The sequence below is a fragment of the Marinomonas maritima genome (assembly GCF_024435075.2).
Lineage (GTDB): Bacteria > Pseudomonadota > Gammaproteobacteria > Pseudomonadales > Marinomonadaceae > Marinomonas > Marinomonas maritima.
Map to the genome: position 1 here is coordinate 5,001 of NZ_JAMZEG020000004.1, position 24,945 is coordinate 29,945.

General features: G+C 45.3%; 19 protein-coding genes and 1 pseudogene. 12 read left to right on the forward strand and 8 right to left on the reverse strand.

What is annotated here, in order from left to right; translation table 11 throughout:
- Positions 1 to 15: 15 nt before the first annotated feature.
- Positions 16 to 879: an urea carboxylase-associated family protein gene (locus tag M3I01_RS15225; protein WP_275565167.1), complete on the reverse strand. Its 864-nt coding sequence runs from the start codon at positions 877 to 879 to the stop codon at positions 16 to 18.
- 103 nt (positions 880 to 982) lie between these two features.
- Here M3I01_RS15225 and M3I01_RS15230 point away from each other — a divergent pair, with 103 nt between their 5' ends.
- Positions 983 to 1,831 (forward strand): LysR family transcriptional regulator, encoded by an 849-nt coding sequence (locus M3I01_RS15230; RefSeq protein ID WP_255896736.1) that lies wholly within the window; start codon positions 983 to 985, stop codon positions 1,829 to 1,831.
- 62 nt (positions 1,832 to 1,893) lie between these two features.
- On the opposite strand, the pseudogene purL reads toward M3I01_RS15230, so the two are convergent.
- Both purL and tadA read right to left on the reverse strand, forming a co-directional pair.
- Positions 1,894 to 5,792 (reverse strand): annotated as a pseudogene (purL, locus tag M3I01_RS15235) (phosphoribosylformylglycinamidine synthase).
- A 117-nt stretch (positions 5,793 to 5,909) separates the two neighbouring features.
- Positions 5,910 to 6,398, reverse strand: a complete 489-nt coding sequence (gene tadA, locus M3I01_RS15240; protein WP_255896737.1) for a tRNA adenosine(34) deaminase TadA — start codon at positions 6,396 to 6,398, stop codon at positions 5,910 to 5,912.
- 111 nt (positions 6,399 to 6,509) lie between these two features.
- On the opposite strand from tadA, the gene M3I01_RS15245 reads away from it, so the two are divergent.
- The gene (locus M3I01_RS15245) at positions 6,510 to 6,932 is read left to right on the forward strand and encodes a CBS domain-containing protein (RefSeq protein WP_255896765.1); all 423 of its coding nucleotides are present in this window, start codon (positions 6,510 to 6,512) and stop codon (positions 6,930 to 6,932) included.
- A gap of 1 nt (position 6,933) precedes the next feature.
- Here M3I01_RS15245 and M3I01_RS15250 read toward each other — a convergent pair whose 3' ends face one another.
- From M3I01_RS15250 to M3I01_RS15265, 4 genes are all read right to left on the reverse strand, one after another.
- Positions 6,934 to 7,191 carry a cold-shock protein gene (locus M3I01_RS15250; protein ID WP_255896740.1) on the reverse strand — a complete coding sequence of 86 codons (258 nt, stop codon included), beginning with the start codon at positions 7,189 to 7,191 and terminating at the stop codon, positions 6,934 to 6,936.
- An 80-nt stretch (positions 7,192 to 7,271) separates the two neighbouring features.
- Positions 7,272 to 10,055: a valine--tRNA ligase gene (locus M3I01_RS15255; protein ID WP_255896767.1), complete on the reverse strand. Its 2,784-nt coding sequence runs from the start codon at positions 10,053 to 10,055 to the stop codon at positions 7,272 to 7,274.
- Between the two features lie 137 nt (positions 10,056 to 10,192).
- Complete coding sequence (locus tag M3I01_RS15260; RefSeq protein WP_255896768.1) at positions 10,193 to 10,570, reverse strand: hypothetical protein; 378 nt, start codon at positions 10,568 to 10,570, stop codon at positions 10,193 to 10,195.
- Between the two features lie 277 nt (positions 10,571 to 10,847).
- On the reverse strand, positions 10,848 to 12,311 hold the full coding sequence (locus tag M3I01_RS15265; protein ID WP_255896770.1) for a leucyl aminopeptidase: 1,464 nt from the start codon (positions 12,309 to 12,311) through the stop codon (positions 10,848 to 10,850).
- Between the two features lie 162 nt (positions 12,312 to 12,473).
- Between M3I01_RS15265 and lptF the strand changes: the two genes are divergently transcribed.
- Together lptF and lptG are read left to right on the forward strand one after the other, a co-directional pair.
- Positions 12,474 to 13,550 (forward strand): LPS export ABC transporter permease LptF, encoded by a 1,077-nt coding sequence (lptF, locus tag M3I01_RS15270; RefSeq protein WP_394358985.1) that lies wholly within the window; start codon positions 12,474 to 12,476, stop codon positions 13,548 to 13,550.
- Positions 13,551 to 13,555: 5 nt separating this feature from the next.
- Positions 13,556 to 14,617 (forward strand): LPS export ABC transporter permease LptG, encoded by a 1,062-nt coding sequence (gene lptG / locus M3I01_RS15275; RefSeq protein ID WP_255896774.1) that lies wholly within the window; start codon positions 13,556 to 13,558, stop codon positions 14,615 to 14,617.
- 19 nt (positions 14,618 to 14,636) lie between these two features.
- On the opposite strand, the gene M3I01_RS15280 is transcribed toward lptG, so the two are convergent.
- On the reverse strand, positions 14,637 to 15,803 hold the full coding sequence (locus M3I01_RS15280; protein WP_255896775.1) for an aminotransferase class I/II-fold pyridoxal phosphate-dependent enzyme: 1,167 nt from the start codon (positions 15,801 to 15,803) through the stop codon (positions 14,637 to 14,639).
- A gap of 158 nt (positions 15,804 to 15,961) precedes the next feature.
- Here M3I01_RS15280 and dksA point away from each other — a divergent pair, with 158 nt between their 5' ends.
- The 8 genes from dksA (at position 15,962) to pgi (ending at position 24,695) form a co-directional block, all read left to right on the forward strand.
- The gene (gene dksA / locus M3I01_RS15285; protein WP_112141493.1) at positions 15,962 to 16,396 is read left to right on the forward strand and encodes an RNA polymerase-binding protein DksA; all 435 of its coding nucleotides are present in this window, start codon (positions 15,962 to 15,964) and stop codon (positions 16,394 to 16,396) included.
- Positions 16,397 to 16,436: 40 nt separating this feature from the next.
- Entirely contained in the window at positions 16,437 to 17,315 is an 879-nt protein-coding gene (gene gluQRS, locus M3I01_RS15290; RefSeq protein ID WP_275565171.1) for a tRNA glutamyl-Q(34) synthetase GluQRS, read from the forward strand.
- Positions 17,316 to 17,414: 99 nt separating this feature from the next.
- On the forward strand, positions 17,415 to 18,827 hold the full coding sequence (locus M3I01_RS15295) for a sigma-54-dependent transcriptional regulator (protein WP_255896777.1): 1,413 nt from the start codon (positions 17,415 to 17,417) through the stop codon (positions 18,825 to 18,827).
- Positions 18,828 to 19,390: 563 nt separating this feature from the next.
- Entirely contained in the window at positions 19,391 to 20,845 is a 1,455-nt protein-coding gene (gene pcnB, locus M3I01_RS15300) for a polynucleotide adenylyltransferase PcnB (RefSeq protein WP_255896778.1), read from the forward strand.
- A gap of 14 nt (positions 20,846 to 20,859) precedes the next feature.
- On the forward strand, positions 20,860 to 21,342 hold the full coding sequence (gene folK, locus M3I01_RS15305; RefSeq protein WP_255897208.1) for a 2-amino-4-hydroxy-6-hydroxymethyldihydropteridine diphosphokinase: 483 nt from the start codon (positions 20,860 to 20,862) through the stop codon (positions 21,340 to 21,342).
- Between the two features lie 3 nt (positions 21,343 to 21,345).
- Positions 21,346 to 22,173 carry a 3-methyl-2-oxobutanoate hydroxymethyltransferase gene (gene panB, locus M3I01_RS15310; protein ID WP_112136143.1) on the forward strand — a complete coding sequence of 276 codons (828 nt, stop codon included), beginning with the start codon at positions 21,346 to 21,348 and terminating at the stop codon, positions 22,171 to 22,173.
- Complete coding sequence (panC, locus tag M3I01_RS15315) at positions 22,170 to 23,021, forward strand: pantoate--beta-alanine ligase (RefSeq protein WP_255896779.1); 852 nt, start codon at positions 22,170 to 22,172, stop codon at positions 23,019 to 23,021. Before panB ends, panC begins: the two co-directional genes overlap by 4 nt.
- Positions 23,022 to 23,048: 27 nt before the next feature.
- Positions 23,049 to 24,695 carry a glucose-6-phosphate isomerase gene (gene pgi / locus M3I01_RS15320; protein ID WP_255896780.1) on the forward strand — a complete coding sequence of 549 codons (1,647 nt, stop codon included), beginning with the start codon at positions 23,049 to 23,051 and terminating at the stop codon, positions 24,693 to 24,695.
- Positions 24,696 to 24,945 lie beyond the last annotated feature (250 nt).

The window sequence follows — 24,945 nt, forward strand, 5'->3', positions numbered from 1 at the left end:
ATCAATACTCCATCATTAAAGCTCTTTTTTAATCGCTTCCCAATCTACATTCGCAGAACTAAGTCCATGCCCACCAACATAACCTGAGCTTTTCGGCCCCTCCCACCCTTGTAGTGATGAAGGCTCTAGTTTGTAAATCTCAACTTCTAAAGGGTGGCAAGTAGACAATGGGTCTTTGGCATCTGGACCCCACAAATCGACAGATAAATCACCACCAGGGCAGCACGACAAAGCACACAACAAATCTATCTCTGCAAAAAACTCTAAATAATCTCCTTTCTTCGCAGGACAAGCTTTCATGAAATACTTGTCCTCATCATTAAGACCGGTGCATTGAAAAACATTTAAAACATCATGCACATCAAACTCGGTTAGCCCAAAAGGCATTACCGCCCTCACTAGATTTGAATGACAATGAAAATCAAAATCTTCTCCTGTTAAGAGCTTATTAACATAAGGGTCACAGCGTGTCCCTAATAAATCATGAACTCTCCCCCCCTCAGCATCTTGACCATAATCCGCAAGACTGTCGTCTATTATTGTTACCATTGGACGAAGGAATGGAAGCGTTGACCAAAGACGATCATGAGTACTGACATGGGCTCTTTGCAATTGACGACTACGAGACACCCACATACGTTCACGAGGATCATGTTTGTTCCACATATTGAAGTCTCCCACTTGTGGTCCTTCTGAAACACGAATACGAAAAACATGACCAGCAGGAACTTTCCAAGCCTTTCCCGCACGCATAGGAATTTTAATGGTATCCACCAAAGTTCGCTTAGCCTCACCCTCCTTTAAAGAATTATAAAACACCTCATCTACAGACAATTTTGATCCTGAGCCTGCTCTGTACGCTGCTTCTACATTACTCATCACCGACTCCATTTTATTTAATGTTTGACTTAGGCTAGTGAAACTGGAAACTCAAATAAAATGACATTTTTTAAAAATACATGACAAATACTAAAGTGAGTTAATGATGGGTCACCCGTATACCGCACTACATACCTTTCATTTAGCGGTTCGTTTTCAAAGTTTAAAATGCACCGCTGATCATCTGCATTTAACAGAATCCGCTGTTAGCCATCAAATTAAGCGACTAGAAACTCAGCTGGGGTTTACTTTATTTTATAAGTCAGGCCGGCAACTCAAAGTTACACCTGAGGGAAAGCGACTATCCTCTGAATTATCAGCCTCTTTTGATCACATAGATCAAGTACTGTCGGATCCAGCCAATACCCCTATCAACGCCATTACGATTTATTGCCTACCTTCACTTATTGAATTTTGGTTACTCCCTCGCTTATTAAAATTTAAAGAAATACACCCCAACTCCGAGCTTGTCATTAATTACCACTCGTCATCACCAGACTACTTGGATGAACACAGCCTTCGCATTGGTAGCCATGAAAAAGATGATCACTCTCCTTATATACGTTCCAGAATTCTATCTGGCGAAACCATCCCCGTTTGCAGCCCCATTTACATGAAGCCGCATCAACTTTTTTCCAGTAAAGACTTACTAGAAGCAGACCTACTACATGACCATACGGGACATAGCTGGAAAGATTGGTTTGCTCTTCAAGGATTTACTTTAAATAAACCAACCCAGCTTTTATATGAAGACTTCCACCTATTAAAAATGGCCACTGTTGCAGCACAAGGAATAGCACTTTGCCCAGAAGCACTTATTAAGAATGATTTAAAGGACGGGAAATTAATTGCACTGTCGACACAGAGAGGAAATATCGGTCGCTATTACGCCCTTGAACGAAATAAATACGCCGATGCCAGTATTAACACTTTAATTAAGCACCTCATTTAAAACAAAAAAGCCCTCTAACCTTTCGATTAGAGGGCTTTAAAAAAACAATAGTTAACTAAATATTAACCCAACCACTTTCTCGCGTTTTGAAACAAACGCAACCATGGCGCTTGCTCTTGCCATTCGCTTGGATGCCAGCTGTGCTGAACGGTACGATAAACACGCTCAGGGTGAGGCATCATGATGGTCACTCGACCATCTTCTGACGTTAATCCCGTCACACCTTGCGCCGAACCATTCGGGTTAAATGGGTAACGTTCGGTCGCTTGACCGTAGTTATCCACATAACGCAATGCGATCTGAGAAGAAGACACCAATGCTGCCATATCTTGCTCATCACGGTATTCGGTTTGGCCCTCGCCATGCGCCACCGCGATTGGCATACGAGAACCTTCCATTCCCGCCAGCAAAATAGAGTTCGATTTCTGAACTTCCACTTGTACGAAACGAGCCTCAAACTGTGCAGATTCGTTACGAATAAACTTAGGCCAATGACTTGCACCAGAATTAACTCATAAAGATTCGACAACATCTGACAACCATTACACACACCAAGCGTGAAGGTATCAGGGCGATTGAAGAAGGATTCAAACTGTTCGCGTGCAACTGGGTTGAAAAGAATAGACTTCGCCCAACCTTCACCAGCGCCTAATACGTCACCGTATGAGAAACCGCCACAAGCAACCAAACCACTGAAATCAGTCAATTTAGTACGGCCAGACAAAATATCACTCATGTGGACATCAACTGGTGTGAAGCCCGCTTTGTGAAATGCCGCTGCCATTTCGACTTGACCATTTACACCTTGCTCACGCAATACGGCGATTTTAGGCTTAACACCCGACGCAACAAATGCCGCCACTATGTCTTCGTTTTGGTCAAAGTTCACCGATGCCGATAAACCTGGGTCTTTTGCGTCCAACAAATTATCAAATTCTTGTCGTGCCGATTCTGGGTTATCACGCAACGCCTGAACACGGTAACTCGTTTCAGACCAAACACGCTGCCAATTAATGCGTGTTTCTTCTAAAACAGTTTCACCAGCAAAGCGCACACGGATAGAGTCATCACCAGAAAGTGTCGCAATAGAAGAAACAGCAACGCCTACTTTTGCGTAAGCCGCAACAATGTCAGACACATCAGACTCATTCACCTGAACCACCGCACCAAGCTCTTCACTGAACAAAGCCGGTGCCAGTTGAGCACGACTTGTGATGATTTCATCTAGATCAATATTAAGACCCAAATGGCTCGCGAATGACATTTCTGTCAAGGTCGCAAACACACCGCCGTCGGAACGGTCATGGTATGCCAACAACTTACCTTCCGCATTTAATGCTTGAGTCGTGTCAAAAAAGCCAGCCAATGTCGCAGCATCATCCACATCAGGCACTTGCTGACCTAACTTGTTGTAAACCTGAGCAATAACAGAACCGCCAAGACGATTCTGACCTGCTCCCAAATCAATCAACAACAAACGCGTATCGGCTTTATTTTGAAGCTCTGGCGTCAATATTTTACGAACATCAGAAACCGGTGCGAACGCCGTAATTACCAAAGACAATGGAGACGTTACCGCTTTTTCTTCGCCGTCTTCTTTCCAAACTGTTTTCATCGACATAGAGTCTTTACCAACCGGAATGGCAATATCCAATGCAGGACACAACTCCATACCTACCGCTTTCACAGTTTGATAAAGCTTTTCGTCTTCGCCTTCATGACCTGCTGCCGCCATCCAGTTTGCGGATAACTTAATGTGACTACGTTTGGTAATGTGCGCAGCAGCTAAGTTAGTTAACGCCTCACCGACCGCCATACGACCAGACGCTGGTGCATCAAGCAAAGCAATCGGCGTACGTTCGCCCATAGTCATGGCTTCGCCCGTGTAACTGTCTAACGATGACGTTGTCACAGCAACATCCGCCACAGGTACTTGCCAAGGCCCGACCATTTGATCACGAGCCACCATACCGGTAATCGAACGGTCACCAATGGTGATCAAGAAGTTCTTGCTCGCCACGGTTGGTAAGCTCAATACACGATTTGCCGCATCAGCAAGATCCACATCAACAGCAGTGAAATCATCCCCTGCAATAATCGCTTTAGTCGCTTCACGATGCATCTTAGGCGCCTTGCCAAACAAAACAGACATTGGCAAATCAACAGGCTTATTATCGAAGTGCTCATCGGCGACTTCTAAATGCATTTCTTCTTTGGCTTCACCGACAATGGCAAAAGGACAACGCTCACGCTCACAAATAGCCGTAAACTCTGCGACACGATCTGGAGAAACCGCCATCACGTAACGCTCTTGCGATTCGTTACACCAGATTTCTAACGGTGACATGCCAGGCTCATCGTTAAGCACCTTACGCAAATCGAAACTACCACCACGCTCACCGTCTTTTACTAGCTCAGGTAATGCGTTGGACAAACCACCAGCACCCACATCGTGGATAAAGCTAATTGGGTTATTGTCACCAAGCTGCCAACAACGGTCGATCACTTCCTGACAACGACGCTCCATCTCTGGATTACCACGCTGTACAGACGCGAAATCAAGATCTTCGTTGCCATCAGCAGACGCCATAGAAGACGCAGCACCGCCACCAAGACCAATCAGCATGGCTGGTCCGCCAAGCACGATCAGCTTAGCGCCAACTTTAATTTCTTTTTTCTCAACATGCTCACGACGAATATTCCCCAAACCACCCGCCAACATAATGGGCTTATGGTAACCGCGCACTTCTTCTTGAGAAGCGCCTTGGATTTTTTGTTCGTAAGTACGGAAGTAACCTAATAAGTTTGGGCGACCAAATTCGTTGTTAAACGCCGCACCACCAATAGGACCTTCGATCATGATATCCAAAGGCGTCACGATACGAGACGGTTTGCCATAATAACTTTCCCAAGGTTGTTCAAAACCAGGGATTTTAAGGTCAGAGACCGTGTAACCACTCAAACCTGCCTTTGGTTTTGAGCCGATACCTGTCGCACCTTCATCACGAATCTCACCACCAGAACCCGTTGCCGCACCTGAAAAAGGTGAAATGGCCGTCGGATGGTTGTGAGTTTCAACCTTCATCAGAATATCGATGTTTTCCTGGCTGAAATTGTATTCACAAGAGCCCGGCGCTGGAAAAAAACGTCCCGCAAAATTACCCTCCATGACCGCAGCATTGTCTTTATAAGCAGACAAGGTCCCATCAGGATTGTGTTCGTGTGTGTTCTTGATCATTTTGAACAAAGAACGCTCTTGCTCTTCGCCATCAATAGTCCAAGACGCATTAAAAATTTTATGACGACAATGCTCTGAGTTTGCCTGAGCAAACATCATCAACTCGATGTCAATTGGGTTACGTCCAAGCTCAACAAAAGACTCAACAAGATAATCAATTTCATCTTCAGCAAGAGCGAGACCTAGTGTTTGGTTTGCCTCAACCAACGCAGATCGTCCACCACCAAGCACATCAACACTCGTCATAGGTGCAGGCTCTGCATGAGAAAACATATCAGAAGCGTCGCTTAATGCCGAAAGCACGCTTTCTGTCATGCGGTCATGCAACATCACCGACAACAAATCTAACGCTTCAAGCGTTAATGGTTCAGAGCTATGAATAAAGTATTCCACGCCACGTTCAACGCGAGATACGGCCGCAAGGCCACAGTTATGAAGGATATCGGTTGCTTTCGATGACCAAGGTGAAATCGTTCCTAAACGAGGAACCACTAAAACACTTTGATCCGATGAACTGACTTGGGAGGATTTAGGACCGTAGGCCAAAACACGTTGTAAAACAGTTTCCTGTTCAACAGTAAGCGTTTGATTATCAGCCAGCTCCACAAAATGGAGAAATTGAGCATCGACATCTGTAACAGTAGCGACAGATGATTGCATATTGGCTAATAACTTTGCCTTGCGAAACGCCGATAGCGCAGCGGAACCATGCAGAGTTAGCATGTTGAGTATTGCCTCACTTGGTAGTTTTGGGGAAATGGTGCGGGTATTTTAAATCAATGAAGCAAATAGAGGCCAGCAGAGTATGAATTTTCTACACAAAATGAACGAATAAACTGCCTAAATCGCCTTTTTTGCCCGTTCCTTAAGTTTCTTTTTCTGCTCACGGCGGTATTGGAAGAATTGCGTCAGCTGAGCAGATGCCGTTTCCGCCAATACGCCGGATTCAACATTCACTTTATGATTAAGGAACGGTGCCTCAAAAAAACACCCCTGACTTTCAACAACACCACTTTTAGGCTCCATCGCTGCATAAACAACGCGATCAATTCGGGCATGAATCATTGCTCCTGCACACATAGAACATGGCTCCAACGTCACATATAAAGTTGCACCAGGTAATCGATAGTTCTTCATTTTTTGACATGCCATGCGAATCGCTTGAATTTCTGCATGCGCCGTCGGGTCACAAAGAGAAATTGGAGCATTATAACCCTCGCCAATGACCTCATCGTTCAACACAATAATGGCACCCACTGGGATTTCATTTTCAGACGCCGCTTTCGCAGCCAATTCAAGCGCCCGTTCCATCCAGTATTGATCTTTCATTCTTGATTTACCTCAAGGCGACTATTTTGCATTTAATACATAATTGCCTTTAATGCATAATCCGCTCTACACTAAAATCTAACGCAATGATAAATAAAAGGAGTTCTGTTTATGAATACAGTGGCAGATCTAATGACAACAGATTTAATCACATTAAGGGAAAATGATTCTTTAGCGAAAGCCAAAGCATTGATGCACGAAAAAAACATTAGAAACATCCCCATCATCAACGATGAGGGAGAATGCGTAGGCATGCTAACCCAGCGTGAATACTTACGTCATGCATTTCACCTAGTTAGCCAATTTGGCACGCAACACATATCCAAAAAAGAACAACAAACGCCGATTGCCAACGCCATGAACAAGGACATCTTAACCATTAGCCCTGAAACAGAATTAAGCATGGCTGCCGAGTTCTTCATTGAAAACAAGTATGGATGCTTACCCGTCATTCAAAACGACAAACTCGTCGGCATTCTCACACCTGTAGACTTTGTTAAACTTGCACACAAAATGCTAAAAGAGTCTGCTTAAACTAAGCCTGCTCGAGATACTGATTAGAGCCAGAGGATGCAATTTGCGCCTCTTTCTCTAGTTGAACATCAATCGCTTGAACGCCAAAATCCGTTTCTGACAAAAGGAAACTAACCGATTGCCCCTTTCTAAGCGTTTTATGACCATCACAGGCAATCGATTTGTAATGAACAAAAGCATCGCTGCCTTCTACTCGCTTAATAAAGCCAACGCCTTTCGCGTCATTAAACCATTTAACCTTTCCCGTTAATCGTTCCATAACCATTGCGCCTCTTTTTTTATTTTTATTAAAGTAAGCGTGAAGCCAGAAACCTAAAATGATTTCTGACTTCTATTTATTTACAAAGATTCAATACGAATTTTTTGCTCTTCTAGCTTGTTCACTGCCAACTGCAAATCATCACATTTAGAACGTTCTTTTTCGACCACTTCTGCTGGCGCTTTCGCCACAAAGCTGTCATTAGAAAGTTTGCCTTGTATGCGCTGTAGTTCTTTGGACGTTTTATCAATTTCTTTTTGCAAGCGAGCCAGCTCAGCATCTTTATCAATCAAACCCGCCATTGGCACCAATACTTCCATATCGCCAACCAATGCTGTTGCTGACATAGGCGCGTCATCTCCAACTTCCAGCCAAGTGACAGTATCCAACTTCGCTAAGGTTTGTAGGAAGGTTAAATTGGCATCAAGACGCGCTTTATCTTGCTCTGAACCATTGCGACACAAAACAGTCAATGGCTTAGCAGGCGATATATTCATTTCACCGCGAATATTACGAATGCCTTCAATCACCCCTTTTAACCACTCAACATCAGCTTCAGCCTGAACGTCTTTTTTACTGTCATCGGCTGCTGGATATTGAGCCAACATAATCGTCTCACCTTCAACGCCTGCCAGAGGCTTCACTCGCTGCCAAATTTCTTCGGTTAGGAAAGGCATCATTGGATGAGCCAAGCGCAAGAAAGCCTCTAGTACACGCACCAAAGTACGGCGAGTACCCGTTAACTGAGCGGCCGTTGCGTTCTCATCCCAAAGTACTGGCTTAGACAATTCCAAATACCAATCACAGTATTCGTGCCACATAAACTCGTAAAGCGCCTGTGCTGCCAAATCAAAACGGTGGGTATCGAAAGCGCGATTCACTGCATCTTCCGCATGTTGCAAGCGAGAGATAATCCATTTATCAGCAAGAGACAATTCTACTTCTGCACCATTTTGGCCACAGTCCTGATCGTCTGTGTTCATCAAGACATAACGCGTCGCGTTCCAAATCTTGTTACAGAAGTTGCGGTAACCTTCTAGACGATTAAGATCGAACTTGATATCACGCCCACCGGATGCCAAAGAGCAAAGTGTGAAGCGTAGCGCATCGGTACCATAAGCCTGAATTCCTTCAGGATAAGTTTCGCGCGTATTTTTCTCCACTTTCGCCGCCAAACGCGGCTGCATCATGCCAGTAGTACGCTTGCTAACCAAAGACTCAATATCAATGCCGTTAATTAAATCCAGCGGATCAATAACATTCCCTTTGGATTTAGACATTTTGTCGCCACGTTCATCACGAATAAGACCCGTAATGTAAACCGTTTTGAACGGTACTTTATCGGTAAACTTCAACGTCATCATGATCATTCTGGCCACCCAGAAGAAAATAATATCAAAACCCGTTACCAATACATCAGACTCACTAAATTCTGCAAAGTCTTGAGTTTCTTCTGGCCAACCTTGTGTTGCAAAGGTCCATAGCGCAGAAGAGAACCACGTATCCAATACGTCTTCATCTTGAGTCAGCTCAACGTCCGCGGCAAGACTGTATTTCGTCCGCACTTCCGCTTCGTCTTTGCCTACATAGAATTTACCATCAACATCGTACCAAGCAGGAATCTGATGCCCCCACCAAAGCTGACGAGAGATACACCAATCATTAAGATCACGCATCCAAGCAAAATAGGTATTTTCCCATTGCTTAGGCACAAATTGAATGTCGCCATTTTCAACCGCTTCCATCGCCGGCTTCACTAGGCTTTCAACAGCAACGTACCATTGCTGCGTCAAATAAGGCTCAATGACTGTATTACCACGCTCACCACGTGGCACTTTCAACTTATGATCCGCAATCTTTTCCAGTAATCCTAGCGCGTCAAAATCGGCTACCACCGCTTTACGTGCATCAAAACGATCCATGCCGCGGTATTTTTCAGGTGCGTCATCATTGATCGCCGCATCGTCCGTTAAGATATTAATCAACGGCATGTCATGACGCTTGCCCACTTCATAATCATTAAAGTCATGAGCGGGAGTAATTTTCACACAACCAGTACCAAACTCTTTATCTACGTATTCATCAGCAACGATAGGAATGCGACGACCAACCAATGGCAGATCAACGAACTTACCAACAAGATCCGTGAAGCGTTCATCGTCTGGTGCAACCGCCACAGCAGCATCACCAAACATGGTTTCTGGGCGTGTTGTTGCAACAACAATGTGATCCTTACCATCGGCCGTTTTCACACCGTCTGCCAATGGATAGCGGAAATACCACATGAAGCCGTTTTCTTCTTCCGAGATAACTTCCAAATCAGAAATCGCCGTGTGTAGCACTGGGTCCCAATTTACGAGACGCTGGCCACGATAAATAATGCCTTCATCATAAAGACGAACGAACACTTCCTGAACGGCAGCAGACATGCCGGGATCCATTGTGAAACGCTCTTTATCCCATGCCACAGAGTCGCCCAATACGCGCATTTGATCGGAAATAGTACCGCCAGATTGGTCCTTCCATTCCCATACTTTTTCGAGGAATTTCTCGCGACCAAGATCATGACGGGTAACATTCTGAGCCGCCAATTGTCGCTCAACCACCATTTGTGTCGCGATACCAGCGTGATCACTACCAGGCTGCCATAAAGTTCGGCTGCCTTTCATTCGCTCACGACGAATCATGGCGTCCATTAAGGTATGCTGAAAAGCATGCCCCATGTGTAAACTACCCGTGACGTTCGGTGGTGGAATCATGATAGAGAAAGGAGAACCGTTGCCTTGAGGGGTGAAATAGCCACCCTCTTCCCAACGTTTATAAATAGGCTGTTCAATACTCTGAGGTTGGTAGGTCTTTTCCATTATGGTGTCTTAAAGCTCTTATGTAGCGGTCAATTTGAATTTAGGGAATTATAACGTGTCATAACAAGATAAAGAACAACACGTGCACAATTAAGCCATCAGCGAGAGAAGCAGTCTGATAACTAACTGTTAATGGCTTATTTACTCTTTTTCGTCATAGCGCCAGCCTCGTGCAACGCTTGCATCACTTCTAACACCAACTCTGGTAAACGCTTTTCAAGTACGCCAGCGATTGTTTTGGCAATAAGTTCTTGCGATACATTGGATGAAGTAAGTATGTCCGCGGGTGCAACCGCCTCGACTTGAGCATCTTCATCTTGCTCACTTTCGTTTCGAGCTTGAGAACCATCAAAAGACTGCGCCAAATGCATTTCCTGACCAGCAGAAAAAGGCGTTTGATCGGCGACAATATCCATCAAAATTGGAATGTCATCTTGATTACGCAAAGCAGACATCAATGTTTCTTCATCTGGCTCGAAAATACCATCATCATGATGAGTGGCTAAATCTGACATAGGAAAAACCAATATTAAGAAAACAAAATACAACGATTAAACATATATTATTGTTCAACCAATCATTCATAGCCCTCAACTTTCGCACTGAAAAACCTAAAAGTCTACCCCATCCAGCGTAGACAAAACACTCAACACCGCAGAGATAGAAATAACACTTTGATCGGACTCGCTTTCCTACTAAAACAGCAATAAAAAAGCAGCGATAAAAATTATCACTGCTTTTTAAGAAAAGGTTATTTGTGACTAAAAAATTCAGTCACTTGACCCTTAATAATTAAGAAACTTTACCTAACAAATAACGCGTTAGTAGAGCAACAGGCCGACCACTTGCTCCTTTCGCCGCGCCGCCCGTCCATGCCGTACCAGCAATATCCAAATGCGCCCAAGGATAAGATTCCGTAAAACGAGATAAGAAACACGCAGCGGTAACAGAACCGGCTTCAGGACCACCAATATTGGCGATATCCGCAAAGTTACTGTCCAATTGCTGCTGGTATTCTTCGTCTAACGGCATTTGCCAAATTTTATCAGCTGCCGTCTGACTTGCAACCTTCAGCTCAGTTGCCAACGCATCGTTATTGGCGTACATACCAGAATTCACGCTGCCTAGCGCAACCACGCACGCGCCGGTCAATGTTGCAATATCCACAACCGATTTAGGCTTGAAGCACTCGATATAAGTCAAGGCATCACACAACACCAATCGACCTTCTGCGTCGGTATTCAAAATTTCTACCGTTTGACCAGACATCGTCTTCACAATATCACCAGGCTTAGTCGCACGACTGCTTGGCATATTTTCTGCGGCCGCAATCACAGCGGTAAAGTTCAATTTAGGTTTTAGCTCACAAATGGTTTTCATGGTACCGAACACACTGGCTGCGCCACACATGTCGTACTTCATTTCGTCCATTTTTGGGCCAGGCTTCAGGGAAATACCACCCGTATCAAATGTGATACCTTTGCCTAGTAGAACATGTGGTGCATCGCCTTCTTCACCGCCGCGGTAGTTCATCACGATCAAATAACTTGGCTGATCGCTTCCACGCCCCACAGACAATAGACAATGCATGCCTAAGTCACCCATTTTAGTTTCGTCTAGCAACTCAACGCCAATGCCATACTCTTCACCCAACTGCTGAGCCTGAGATGCCAAATAGCTTGGTGTGCACACGTTACCTGGCAGGTTACCAAGTTGACGCGCAAAGGCAGAACCACTCGCGGTTGCCGTACCGATTGTCATCGCCGCTTCGTCCGTGCCTTCCAACAACAAAGCGGTCACTTTAGTGGCTTTCTCTGCATCGTCCATTTTGAAGCCAAGGAAATTGTAAAAACCCTCATTCAGCCACTGGGCAACCAAGGCCAGCGCATCGCTTTGTGAACGATTCTTCAATACCAACCCTGTTGTGGCAACAGCAACAGTAGCAAACGGCAACCCTTTGATTTGAGCCACAACCGCCGCGATCACCTTGCGAGCGTTCATATCGCTCAACTGTACTTCTTTACCTATACCGACCAACAATACCGCCTGAGCAAAGTCTTGCGTCACACCTGGTAATAACAATGTCTGCGCAACGCCCGCTTTAAATACGCTGGTTTCGCGCAATTGGGAGACCTGCCCATTGGCATTTTCATCTACCCAAGCGGTGGATTCAGAAAAATCCCCTTCGCTAGGAACAAATACAACAAGCAAATCAGCTTGCACTGTGGATAAGCGATCAAATAGCGCCATATTCATGAAAAAACCCTCAAAAAATAACTTTTAAAAAAAACTGGATAATGTCCTTCTTACCACGAGATAATGGGGGCTTTAGATGTGTAATCAACTCTACGCTTAAAAAGCAATATTCATCCAGAGGTGACCTTGAGACTATTCAGATACTTAGCGAAAGAAGTGCTAGTGTCAACAGCTGGTGTAACGCTAATACTACTACTCGTTATTCTAAGCGGTCGATTTTCCAACTATTTAGGGCGTATTGCCGAAGGCAAAATGACCTTTGAATTTTTATTCGTTATCCTTGGCTATCACATTCCTAGCTTCATCCAAATGATTTTGCCTCTGGCTTTTTTCCTCTCTCTCTTGCTGGCTTTTGGGCGCCTATACATAGAAAACGAAATGTCGGTGTTGTTTTCAAGTGGCGTTAGTAAAATAAAGCTTGCGGGTTATACGCTAGGAATTGCCTGTATCATCAGCCTCACCAGCGCATCAATTAATTTTTGGCTAGCCCCTTTCAGCGAATACCGTGCAGCAGAAGCCTCACAGGAACAAAACCAACTGTCTGCCTTTGACTTTCTTGTTCCCGGTCGATTTGAAGGCAATGGACAGCGCACCATTCACATAGACAGTTTCACGCCAAATGAAGGCTGGATGAACCAAATATTTTTATCGGATGTGGTTCGCAAAAAAAACGTTAGTATTCCAACACAAACATTCGCCGCCTACGCAGAACAAATACGCGTCAGCTCGGAAGGCAATCAAAACTACCTCATTTTCAAAAATGGCACCCGCTACGAAGGCAAACCAGGGACCGCGAATTATCGCATTACCCAATTCGATACCTATGCAGTGCGCATGGCAAGCAAAGACAACAGCGCCATAGACGAGCCTTATACCAAAAGCACATTAAGCCTAATCAAAAGCACAGCCCTTTTAGACAAAGTAGAGCTGCAATGGCGAATTTCACTGGTTGTCGTCATTCCGATTCTTGCCATTATTGGGCTGTCACTTAGCCAAGTTAACCCAAGACAAGGCCGTTTCTTTAAAATGTTACCCGCTATTATTTTAATGATTCTCTACATCGCCCTTCTAATTTGGGGGCGAACAAGTCTAGAAAAAGGCAAACTCCCCATTCAACTCGGCCTGTGGTGGATTCATGGCGTCTTTGCGCTTATCGCGGCGGCACTGTTCATTCAATACAATCAAGTCTTTGAGCGTCGTAAAGCCAGACTTCCCGAAGTCACAGACTCAAATGAGTAACGGATATGAGTAAAATAGATAAATACATTGCCAGTAGCGTTCTATGGGCATGCTTAATTGTCGCGGTAGTACTGCTCGGGTTAGATTTTGCCCTGACATTTATTGAGCAGATCAAAAAAGTAAGCGACACCTACACGATTCAATCCTTACTACAAGTTATCATGTATCGCCTACCCGGAAAGCTAGCAGAGTACATTCCCATTGCATCACTCATAGGCACATTAATGGGCTTAGGCACACTTGCTGCGACTTCAGAACTCACCGTCATGCGAGCCGCAGGCATGCCAATTTGGCGCATCGGCTTCGCGGCCTGCCAACCAATTTTGGTGGTTTCTTTATTAGGCATGGGGATCTCTGAGTTTGTGGCGCCGATGGCTGAACAAAAAGCCAATTTAATCGAAAAATTTCAAGGTCAAGAAAGTGATACCTTTTCTCTCACTGGCGGGGTATGGCTAAAGGCCGATAGCGATTTTGTTTACATAGACGCCGCCGACGCCACAGGAAAGCTGTACGGAATACAAATTTTCTCACCAAACGAACAGCAATTAAAATACATAATAAAAGCCACCAGCGCACAACATGTCGAAGGCTCATTATGGCAACTCAATGGTGTAACCCAGACTATATTCACGCCAGATCATATTGAAACAAACAAAATGAAACACGCAGAGTGGAATGTGAGCATCAAGCCAGAACACCTATTTCTTGCTTCTCAAGAGCCCGATACATTGTCCCTTAGTCAACTAATGAGCTATCAACAGTACTTGCGCCAGCAAAAACTCGATGCCTCGCAATATGAATTAGAGTTTTGGATCACCGCCCTGCGGCCAGTCGCATCCTTAGCTCTTGTTCTCGTCGCACTGTCGAGCGTCTTCGGGCCTCTGAGATCATCCACTATGGGCGGTCGCATATTTTCAGGGGTTATTATCGGCTTGGCATTTCAAAATGCGCTAAACCTATTTGGAAGAATGAGTGTCGCTGTTAATTTCCCACCGATCATCGGTGTCAGCATTCCCATCCTCATCTGTTTATTAGCTGGCATAATATTAGTAAGGCGCAGAGGTTAACCAATACGCCTTACCTCAATCAAGAAACCATAAAACGAGCAATCCTCGCCAAGGCTTCTTGTAACCTAGGGCCATCACAGGTGTAAGCAAAGCGCACATATTTATGCGCATCCTTGATACCAAAGTCGGCACCTGGTGTTAACGCCACTTTCTCTTTTTCAAGCAATGCCAAACACCAAGCCATGGCATCCTGAGTGACTCCCGACACATCCACATAGACATAAAATGCGCCGTGCGCGGGCGCTACAACAGGCAACCCAATCTCCTGCAAACCTTCAAGCAGAATAAGTCTGCGAGCATTCAGCGTTTGACGGCGCACTTCACACTCAGCAAGCACCTCTGGCGTAAAAGCACAAACCGCCGCGTGTTGAGACACACTTGGTGCAGAAATATACAAATTCTGAGCAAGTTTTGTGGCGCCTTCAATAGCCCATTCCGGCACAACCAACCAACCCAATCGCCACCCTGTCATCGCAAAATACTTAGAAAAACTATTAATAACAAAAATATCGTCAGCAATAGAGAGCGCCGAAAAGTCTTCACCTTCATAAACCAAACCTTGATAGATTTCGTCCACCAATAAATGACCACCAAGCTCACGAACTTTTTCCCATGCCTCAGAAATATAAGCTTTGCTTAACACCGCGCCAGTTGGATTAGAGGGCGAAGCAAGCCAAAGCCCTGCAGTACTATCACTCCAATTATCCGCTAAGACACTCAAATCCATTTCAAAGCCACTAGAAGCGTTAGTTTCAACCAGCTTAGCTTTCGCGCCAGCTTGAATGAGAAAATGGCGATTGCAGGGGTAACAAGGATCGGGCATCAGAACATCTTCATTAGGGTTCACCATGAGCGACGCCATTAACAACAAAGCCCCCGATGCACCAGGCGTGACAATAATTCGTTCCGGCGACACCTCAACCTGATAACGAGTACGATAATAATCACTAATAGCACATTTCAGCTCAGGCAAGCCTGTAGCAGAGGTATACCCCGTTTTGCCCTGCTGAATCGCCAACACTCCGGCGTCTGCAACGTCCTCTACCGCAACAAAGTCAGGTTCCCCTATTTCAAGGTGGATAACATCCTCACCCTGTGACGCCAACTCTTTCGCCCGCGCCAGAATCGCCATCACTTGAAAAGGGGCTATTTGCCCAACTCTTTCTGCCAATTTGTGTTTTTTCATCCCGCTTTCTCTACCTAATTCAAAAAAATCGTAACATTTCGCGTAAAAAATGTGGTTAACCATCACATTATCTGGTAAGTTTCCGGCCGAAAATAAACCACCTAATTTTATCGTTTACAGGTTACCACAATGGAAACCTGCGAAGTGAGGCAATGCGTATGCCAAAAATGAACCCTGATTCATTAATGAAAGACTTCACTCCTTATGTTGCTAAGGATGGCGAAGAATACATGAACGAGAACCAGTTGGCGCACTTTAAGAGCATCCTACTCAACTGGAAACAAAACCTTATGGAAGAGGTTGACCGTACTGTTCACCACCTTAAAGAAGAGGCTGTGAACTATGCTGATCCAAACGATAGGGCCAGCCAAGAGGAAGAATTTAGCCTAGAACTTCGCGCTCGAGATCGCGAACGTAAACTGGTTAAAAAAATCTCTCAGACTGTAGAGTTAATTGATGCAGACGATTATGGCTACTGTGAAGAGTGTGGCATCGAAATCGGCATTCGCCGCTTAGAAGCTCGCCCAACAGCTACCATGTGTATTGATTGCAAAACACTGGCTGAGATCAAAGAGAGACAAATCGGCGGCTGATGTTCAGTGCTTAACCGCAGTGTCTAACCACGCCAGCCCGATGCATAACCTCTATCGCGGCCGCTTTGCTCCTTCGCCAACCGGCCCTCTCCATTTTGGCTCGCTAGTCAGTGCATTAGCGAGTTATTTGGATGCAAAAAAACATCACGGTAAGTGGATCATTCGCATCGAAGATGTTGATGGAACACGCTGTAGAACCAGTTTTTCCAAGCAAATCACTGATACCCTAAATAGTTACCACCTATTTTCTGACGAAACGGTTCGAGTTCAAAGCCAGCATACTGAAATGTATGAACAGCTACTGTCTGTACTCAGAAAACAGCAGACTATATTTCCATGCAACTGCACACGCCAATCTCTCGCTCAACATAAGGGCAATCACCCGTTCGTATGCGAAAGTTCGCTAGACCAGCCACACTCATGGCGATTAAAAACCAGCCTGACGACTTATCAATGCCAAGACAGCATTCAGGGCACACTGCACTTTACTGACGATTTGAAAAACAATTGCCCCGTGCTAAAAAGAAAAGATGGCTATTTTTCTTATCAACTCGCTGTGGTAATCGACGATCACCAGCAAAACATAACTCACCTCGTCAGAGGCGCAGATTTAATCGATACCACCGCTCAACAACTCCATCTTTATCATTTGTTTGGATGGACGCCGCCAAGCATCTGCCATATCCCTCTTATCACCAATCACTCAGGCGATAAGATAAGCAAACAAAATCACGCCAAGCCGATTCAAAACAATAATTTACCAACACTACTGCGCGCGTTGCATTATCTAAAGATCGACCTTGTATCACCACTCTCCATCGCTGAGGCATTATCATTAGCTATTAAGGCATGGGATCCAAACAAACTGAAGGAAATGAAACACCTGCCTTTAGAAGAACAAGATCTACACTTCATCTAAACCACCTTCCTGTACTTCATAAAATTCAGTATCGGTACATCTCGACCAGCAAGCATCTGTGTGTATAATCGTTACACTAGTTACAAGAGGTGACAATTCATGCACAGCATTATGATCATTTGCCCAGATAATTCCCTACTGAAAGAGTCCGAAAAGTGGCTATCTCGGTATGGCTTTCAAGTAAATATCAGTAACACATTAGAACAAGCCAATAAATACTATGAACTGTCTGAGTTTCACCTACTCCTTATTGACCAAGAAGCTATCAATCATATAGAGGCCATCAGCACAGAGCTCCCTAGCGCCTCGCGTCGCATTATTCTTGATGCAAAGCCTAGCCTTAGCATAGGAATCAACAGTATGGCGCAGGGAGCAGCGTACTACCTCCCTCTGCCAACTGATTCTGAAACGCTACTCAAACACGTCGTAAATGCACTAGAACAAAACGCCTCCCCTGATCCTGCCACCACCCAAGACCAAACGCCACAGGTGTATTTTTCCAACACAGCAAAAGACGAAAAATTAACGCTCGGCACGCAAGGAAGCGGAATTATTGGGCAATGCCCTCCAATGCAAAGCTTATTTAGCGATATGAGAAAAATAGCAGGAACCGACGTAACGGTATTGATTCGCGGCGAGTCTGGAACAGGTAAAGAACTGGTCGCCAAAGCACTGCACAACTTAAGTCAGCGTCACGATCACCCCATCATCAGCGTTAACTGTGCCGCCATCCCCGAAAACCTCATTGAATCAGAGCTTTTCGGTCATGAGAAGGGCGCATTTACCGGCGCCAACTCCTCCCATGACGGCCTAATTTACGCCGCTGACAAAGGCACCTTATTTCTCGATGAGATAGGCGAACTACCACTAGAAGCACAAGCAAGACTATTACGCGTACTTCAAGAAGGCGAAATACGTAAAGTGGGTGCCACTCAATCAACCAAGGTAGATATTCGATTAATTACAGCAACCCATAGAAATTTAACCGACATGATCCAACAAGGGCTTTTTCGAGAAGATCTATACTATCGCCTCTATGTCATGGAACTTCTGCTACCACCATTAAGAGACAGAGGGGACGATATATCCATGTTGGCGGAAATTTTACTAGAAAAGGCTTGTCAGAAGCATAACAGACCAGTTTATAACTACACCCGAACCTTCGATAAAGCCATTCGCTCACACCCCTGGCCCGGCAACGTACGAGAGCTTGAAAACGCCATAGAAAGAGCCGTTATTCTCAGTCCTCCTGAAAAAATAGAAGCGGCCAACCTTAAACTTGCCAGTCAGCAACCCCCAAGCAACATGACAAACCACTCACTCGTGTCAGACGCCGATGGCAAAAACGTGGTGGGGACAACGCTAGACGATTACTTCAAACATTTTGTGCTCTCGCACCAACACAAGATGACGGAAACACAGCTTGCACATTCTTTGGGCATATCAAGAAAAAGTCTATGGGAAAGGCGACAAAAACTCGCCATACCCAAAAAAGTAACAACAGAAAAGTAACACTTGATACCAAAATACCCAAATAAATAACGCAATATTGTAAAAAAAGTGTACAGCACTTTCTCAAACCTTAACAAAATCAGCACTTTATTGTTTTTGGCACAACAAATGCCTTATAGATGGTACAACGATAATAAGATTGACCAAGAATAAAAATAAGTTAATCGTCGTATGTAGGTTCTTAACAATAAAAATAACAACTAGGAACACTGTGACCTCTTCAAATAAAAATAAAATTTGAGGTCATGGATGGAAAATCGCTTTGGATAATTGATCTTTTTAGATATACAAGCCTTAGGGCGATGAAAACGATGCAATAATAAAAATAAAACCTGAGTAGAACTGCAGAAGCAGCACCCACTTTGTTTTCGGAACTAGTATCTTCATGTATCCAAAGCGATTATTTTATTTACTGATCAGTAAATAATTAATCGCTTCATATTCTCTTCTACCTCAACACACCAAATTAGTTCATATTACCTCATACATGACCATTATTCGTGTAACTTTAAGTCCATCACGTGTAGAATGTCTTTATCGTTAACTTAAAAATTTGTTGTCTAATGCTTACAGGATTAAAATCTCTGGTACGTAAAGCTACCTCTCTGTTTGCCTCACCACAGGCTCAGACTTACCCTATTATCATCCCTCGCAGCGATCACAGCTTATCTCGCCAAAATTTAAGCCCCAATGCCGTAAAAGTATTATATCGCCTAAACAAAGCTGGCTATGACGCTTACCTTGTCGGCGGCTGCGTTCGAGACCACCTCATCGGTATTGAACCAAAAGACTTTGATGTCGTAACCAACGCGACACCCGAAGAAGTTCACACCATTTTTTCTAACTCAAGACTCATTGGTCGTCGGTTCAAATTGGTTCATGTGACCTTTGGCCGTGAAATTATTGAAGTCTCTACGTTTAGAGCAGGCGCATCGCAAGACGATGACAGCGAAAAGCAGCAGTCACAAGAATCTCTAAAAGGTAAAGACTCCGCGCGGTCTGCCCATGGCATTGTATTACGCGACAACGTGTACGGGAGTATTGAAGAAGACGCAGAACGCCGCGATTTCACTTTTAACGCACTGTATTACAATGTTCAAGATTTCAGTATTCACGATTACTGCGGTGGCCTAAAAGACATAGAAGACAAGCAAATCCGTATTATTGGTGACGCTCGTCAGCGCTATCAAGAAGATCCTGTGCGTATGTTGCGTGCAATTCGCTTCGCCGGAAAGCTCGGTTTTGAACTTGAAGCGAAAACAGCGGCACCGATCAAAGAAATGGCGCACCTGCTAGACCATATTCCGCCAGCGCGCCTTTTCGAAGAAGTTTTAAAACTCATGGGCAGCGGCAACGGTATCCAAACCTTTGCTTTGCTCCGCCAATATGGTCTATTTCGTTACTTATTTCCCGACACTGACGCTTTACTTAAAAGCGGCTGGAAACGCGATGATATTGATCCAGAAGCCTTTATCCTTCAAGGCCTAAAAAACACAGACGATCGCATCCAAAGCGGAAAAACGACAGCACCTTACTTTTTATACGCTGTACTACTGTGGCCAAGCGTCGCGCTTCGTCATGAGGAGTTTCAAGCGCAAGGTATGCCTGCGACACCCGCACTGCACCAAGCTGCAAATATGGTATTAGACAATCAAGTCGCATCGACCGCCATTCCACGACGATTTTCAACACCAATGCGTGAAATCTGGGATATGCAGTACCGACTACCAAAACGCTACGGTAAACGCGCATTTCTATTGCTTGAACATCCTCGCTTTCGCGCGGGTTTCGACTTTTTACTAATTCGTGAACTAAGCGGAACCAACTTAGATGGACTGGGCGATTGGTGGGAGAAATTCCAGCATGGCACAGAAAGCCAGCAAAGAGATCTGATTAAGAGCATAGACTCGTTCACTAAAGACAGCGAAGGCCCAAAAAAACGCCGCCCACGGCGCCGCAGAAAAAGTAATGGCAATAGCACAAGTGCAAGTGCGCCAAGCGAAACATCTGACGAATAAGAGGATGCGCTGTGATACAAGCTTATATCGGCCTCGGCAGCAATCTTGACAACCCAATGGCGCAACTTGATCGCGCCATTGAAACCCTAAAAAAGCACGATCGCTTAAACGCTTTGCGTGTTTCTTCTATTTACGGCAGCAAGCCCGTTGGTCCTCAAGATCAACCAGACTACATTAATGCCGTCGCATCATTCGAAACCGACCTAACCCCTATTGCTCTACTAGACATATTACAAAGCATAGAACAGGCCCAACGCCGAGTAAGAGAACGACATTGGGGGCCACGCACACTTGATTTAGATCTGTTATTGTACGGGTCAGAAAAAATACAATTACCTCGACTAACGGTACCGCATACCCACATGCTAGAAAGAGGGTTTGTCATCAAACCACTCAACGACCTTGCCCCTAAGATGCGCTTAGAAAATGGCAAAACCGTTACCGAGCAGTTACACCAACTTGATACCAGCGATTTGGTTCTTATCAAAGAAGAATAAACTATGTATTCAGATAACTCACAAAGAAAGCTTACCAAGCCAGTTACTTTATCTACCCTCAAAAAAATGAAAATTGATAAAGAAAAAATCACTTGCCTCACATCCTATGACGCGTCATTCACCAATGTCATGAATGTCGCTGGCGTTGAAACCATTCTGGTTGGTGATTCTTTAGGCATGGTCATACAAGGCCAAGACAGCACGCTTCCCGTCTCTATTGAAGACATGTGCTATCACACAGCGGCCGTAAAGCGAGGCAACACCAACGCCTTCATCCTCGCCGACATGTCATTCATGAGTTACAGCAAACCTGAGCAAGCACTCGATAACGCGGCAAAGCTCATGCAAGCCGGTGCAAGCATGGTCAAACTAGAAGGCGGCAGTTGGCTTGCCGACACGATTAGATTACTAAGCCAGCGCGGCATTCCAGTGTGCGCCCACTTAGGACTAACTCCTCAGTCTGTGCATAAATTTGGCGGTTATAAAGTCCAAGGCAAAAGCCAAGAAGCCGCTGATTTATTATTGAAAGAATCTCTTGAACTGGTTGAAGCAGGCGCCGACATCTTGCTTTACGAATGTATTCCAACCGAACTGGGTAAAATACTAACCGACGCCGTTCCTGTGCCGACCATAGGCATAGGCGCTGGACACCACACTGACGGCCAAGTCTTGGTAATGCACGACATGCTCGGCATTAACTTAGGCCACACACCAAAATTCGTCAAAAATTTCTTAACCGATGGTCGCAATGTCACAGAAGCCTTTGAGGCCTATGTAAAAGAAGTCAAAGACGCGACATTCCCAGGACCAGAGCACGGATTCAAACAATGAAAACTTTTCACACCATCGCCGAACTTCGTGCTGCGCTAAAAATAGAGCGACTACAAGACAAAAGTATTATTTTTGTGCCAACCATGGGCAACTTGCATGACGGACACATGTCACTGATTCGCCGCGCCACCGAAGAAGGCGACGTGATCGTTTCCTCGATCTTTGTTAACCCAATGCAGTTCTCTGCAAACGAAGATTTAGAACGCTACCCAAAAACGCTTGAAGAAGACAAACGCGTCTTACAAGCAAATGGCTGTCATTATCTATTTGCACCCGATGCCCTAGAAATGTACCCAGATGGCAAACGCAGCCAAACTCAAATTGAAGTCATCGGCCTATCCGATATCCTTTGTGGCGCATCACGCCCAGGGCATTTTGTTGGCGTCTCTACCGTAGTGACTAAATTGTTTAACATTGTTCAGCCAGACTGTGCCATATTCGGCAACAAAGACTTTCAGCAATTAAAAGTCATTGAGGACATGGTTCGAGATCTAAGCTCTAACGTACGAGTGATCGGCATCGACACCGCGCGCAATGACGACGGCCTGGCGATGAGTTCACGTAATGGCTATTTAACCGAAGAAGAAAGGCACATCGCACCGACGATGTACCAAACCTTGTTATGGGCGAAAGAAGCCCTCATAACAAACAGTGCGAGTCACGAGGACATCCGCGAACAAGCTCTACAGAAGCTTGAAGCGGCTGGATTCCGTCGTGATTATTTCGAAATCCGCGCACAAGATAATTTGCAAACACCGTCAGAGGAAGAGAAAAGCCTAGTCATTTTGGCTGCGGCATACCTAGGCAGCGCACGCTTGATCGATAACTTGCGTGTAGAACTTGCCTAATTCACCTTAAGACCGAGGGAGATTGTAATGCGCTCACCCACAGAATTAACCACTTGGAAAAAGCTGGCCGACCATCAACAAGAAATGAACTCTATTGAGATGAAATCCTTGTTTGAAGCGGACCCAAAACGTGCCGAGAAATACACCACTCACGCGGCAGGCTGGACTCTTGATTACGCCAAAAACCGCGCCAACGAAAAAACCCTGTCCCTACTCACAGACCTCGTGAAAGAAGCAGGACTAGAAGATACCATCAAAGGCATGTTCAGCGGCGCGCACATCAACAACACAGAAGACCGCTCTGTCTTGCACATCGCCCTTCGCGCTAGCCAAGCTCAAGAATCGCTCATGGTGGATGGTGTTAACGTCTTAGAAGAAGTTCGTGCCACACTAAAACAAATGGAAAAATTTGTTGCCCAACTGCACAGTGGCGAATGGAAAGGCCATACCGGAAAAACCATTACGGATGTAGTTTCTATCGGCATTGGCGGCTCTTACCTTGGGCCAAAAGTGGTTGCAGAGGCTCTGACACCGTACAAAAAAGACGACATCAAAGTACATTTTGTGGCGAACATCGATGGTTCTGATATTACCGGCAAGCTAAAACAGTTGAACCCAGAAACCACCGTTTTTGTTATCTCATCGAAAACCTTCGGCACATTAGAAACCTTATCTAACGCCAACGCAGCACGTGATTGGTTCCTAAGCCACGGCGGTTCTGAAGCGTCAGTAAGCAAACACTTCGCGGCTGTTAGCTCGAACGTCAAAAAAGCCGTTGCCTTTGGTATGGCGAAAGAAAACATCTTCCCAATGTGGGATTGGGTTGGTGGACGCTACTCTCTTTGGTCAGCGATTGGCTTACCAGTAGCCATTGCCGTTGGCATGGACAACTTCTACGAATTGCTAGACGGCGCTCACCAAATGGATGAGCATTTTCGCACTGCACCATTCGAAGAAAACCTCCCTGTCATCATGGGCGCACTTGGCGTGTGGTACATCAACTTCCACAATGCACAAACTCACGCTTTGATTCCTTACGATCATTACCTACGCGCCATGCCAGCTCACATTCAGCAGCTTGATATGGAAAGTAACGGTAAAGCGAATCTATTGAATGGTGACGGCGTAGAAACCGACACAGGCCCAATCATCTGGGGCGGCGCTGGCACCAACGGCCAACACGCTTACCACCAGTTATTGCATCAAGGCACACGCCTTGTGCCTGTGGACTTTATCGCACCATTGGCGTCTCACAACCCAATTGGCGAGCACCACACACAACTGTTTGCTAACTGCCTAAGCCAATCACAAGCCTTGATGGTCGGTAAAACCCTTGAGCAAGCAGAGCAAGAACTTCGCGATGCAGGCGCAACCACTGATCAAGTCGCCAAAATTGCACCGCACAAAGTGATCAAGGGCAACCGCCCCAGCAACACCCTACTGACCGACAAAATGACACCCGCCACAGTGGGTGCATTGATCGCCCTATACGAGCACCGTACGTTTGTACAAGGCACGATTTGGGGCATCAACTCATTCGACCAATGGGGCGTAGAACTAGGCAAAGTATTGGGCACCGACATCTTCAACCGCCTTGTTAGTGACAGCGACAACAGCGCACTGGATGCTTCTACCCAAGCACTGATCAAAGCGTTCAAGAAAGCACAGGCTTAACTTACGAAGCTTATTTTTTCATACAGCGCCACTAAAAACACCAGCCTCGGCTGGTGTTTTTGCTTTCTCTGTTCCCTCCCCTTCTCTCTTCAAGGGGAGGGTTAGGGAGGGGTGCTCTTTTAGGCCGCGACGCCATCCCAACACAAACTTAATCACATGACACCAAGCCAAGCAGCGTTTCTCTTCGAAACTACCGCCTACCTCATCGAAACGCCGCTTGGCTTTTTAAAAAACCCAATTTACAACTATT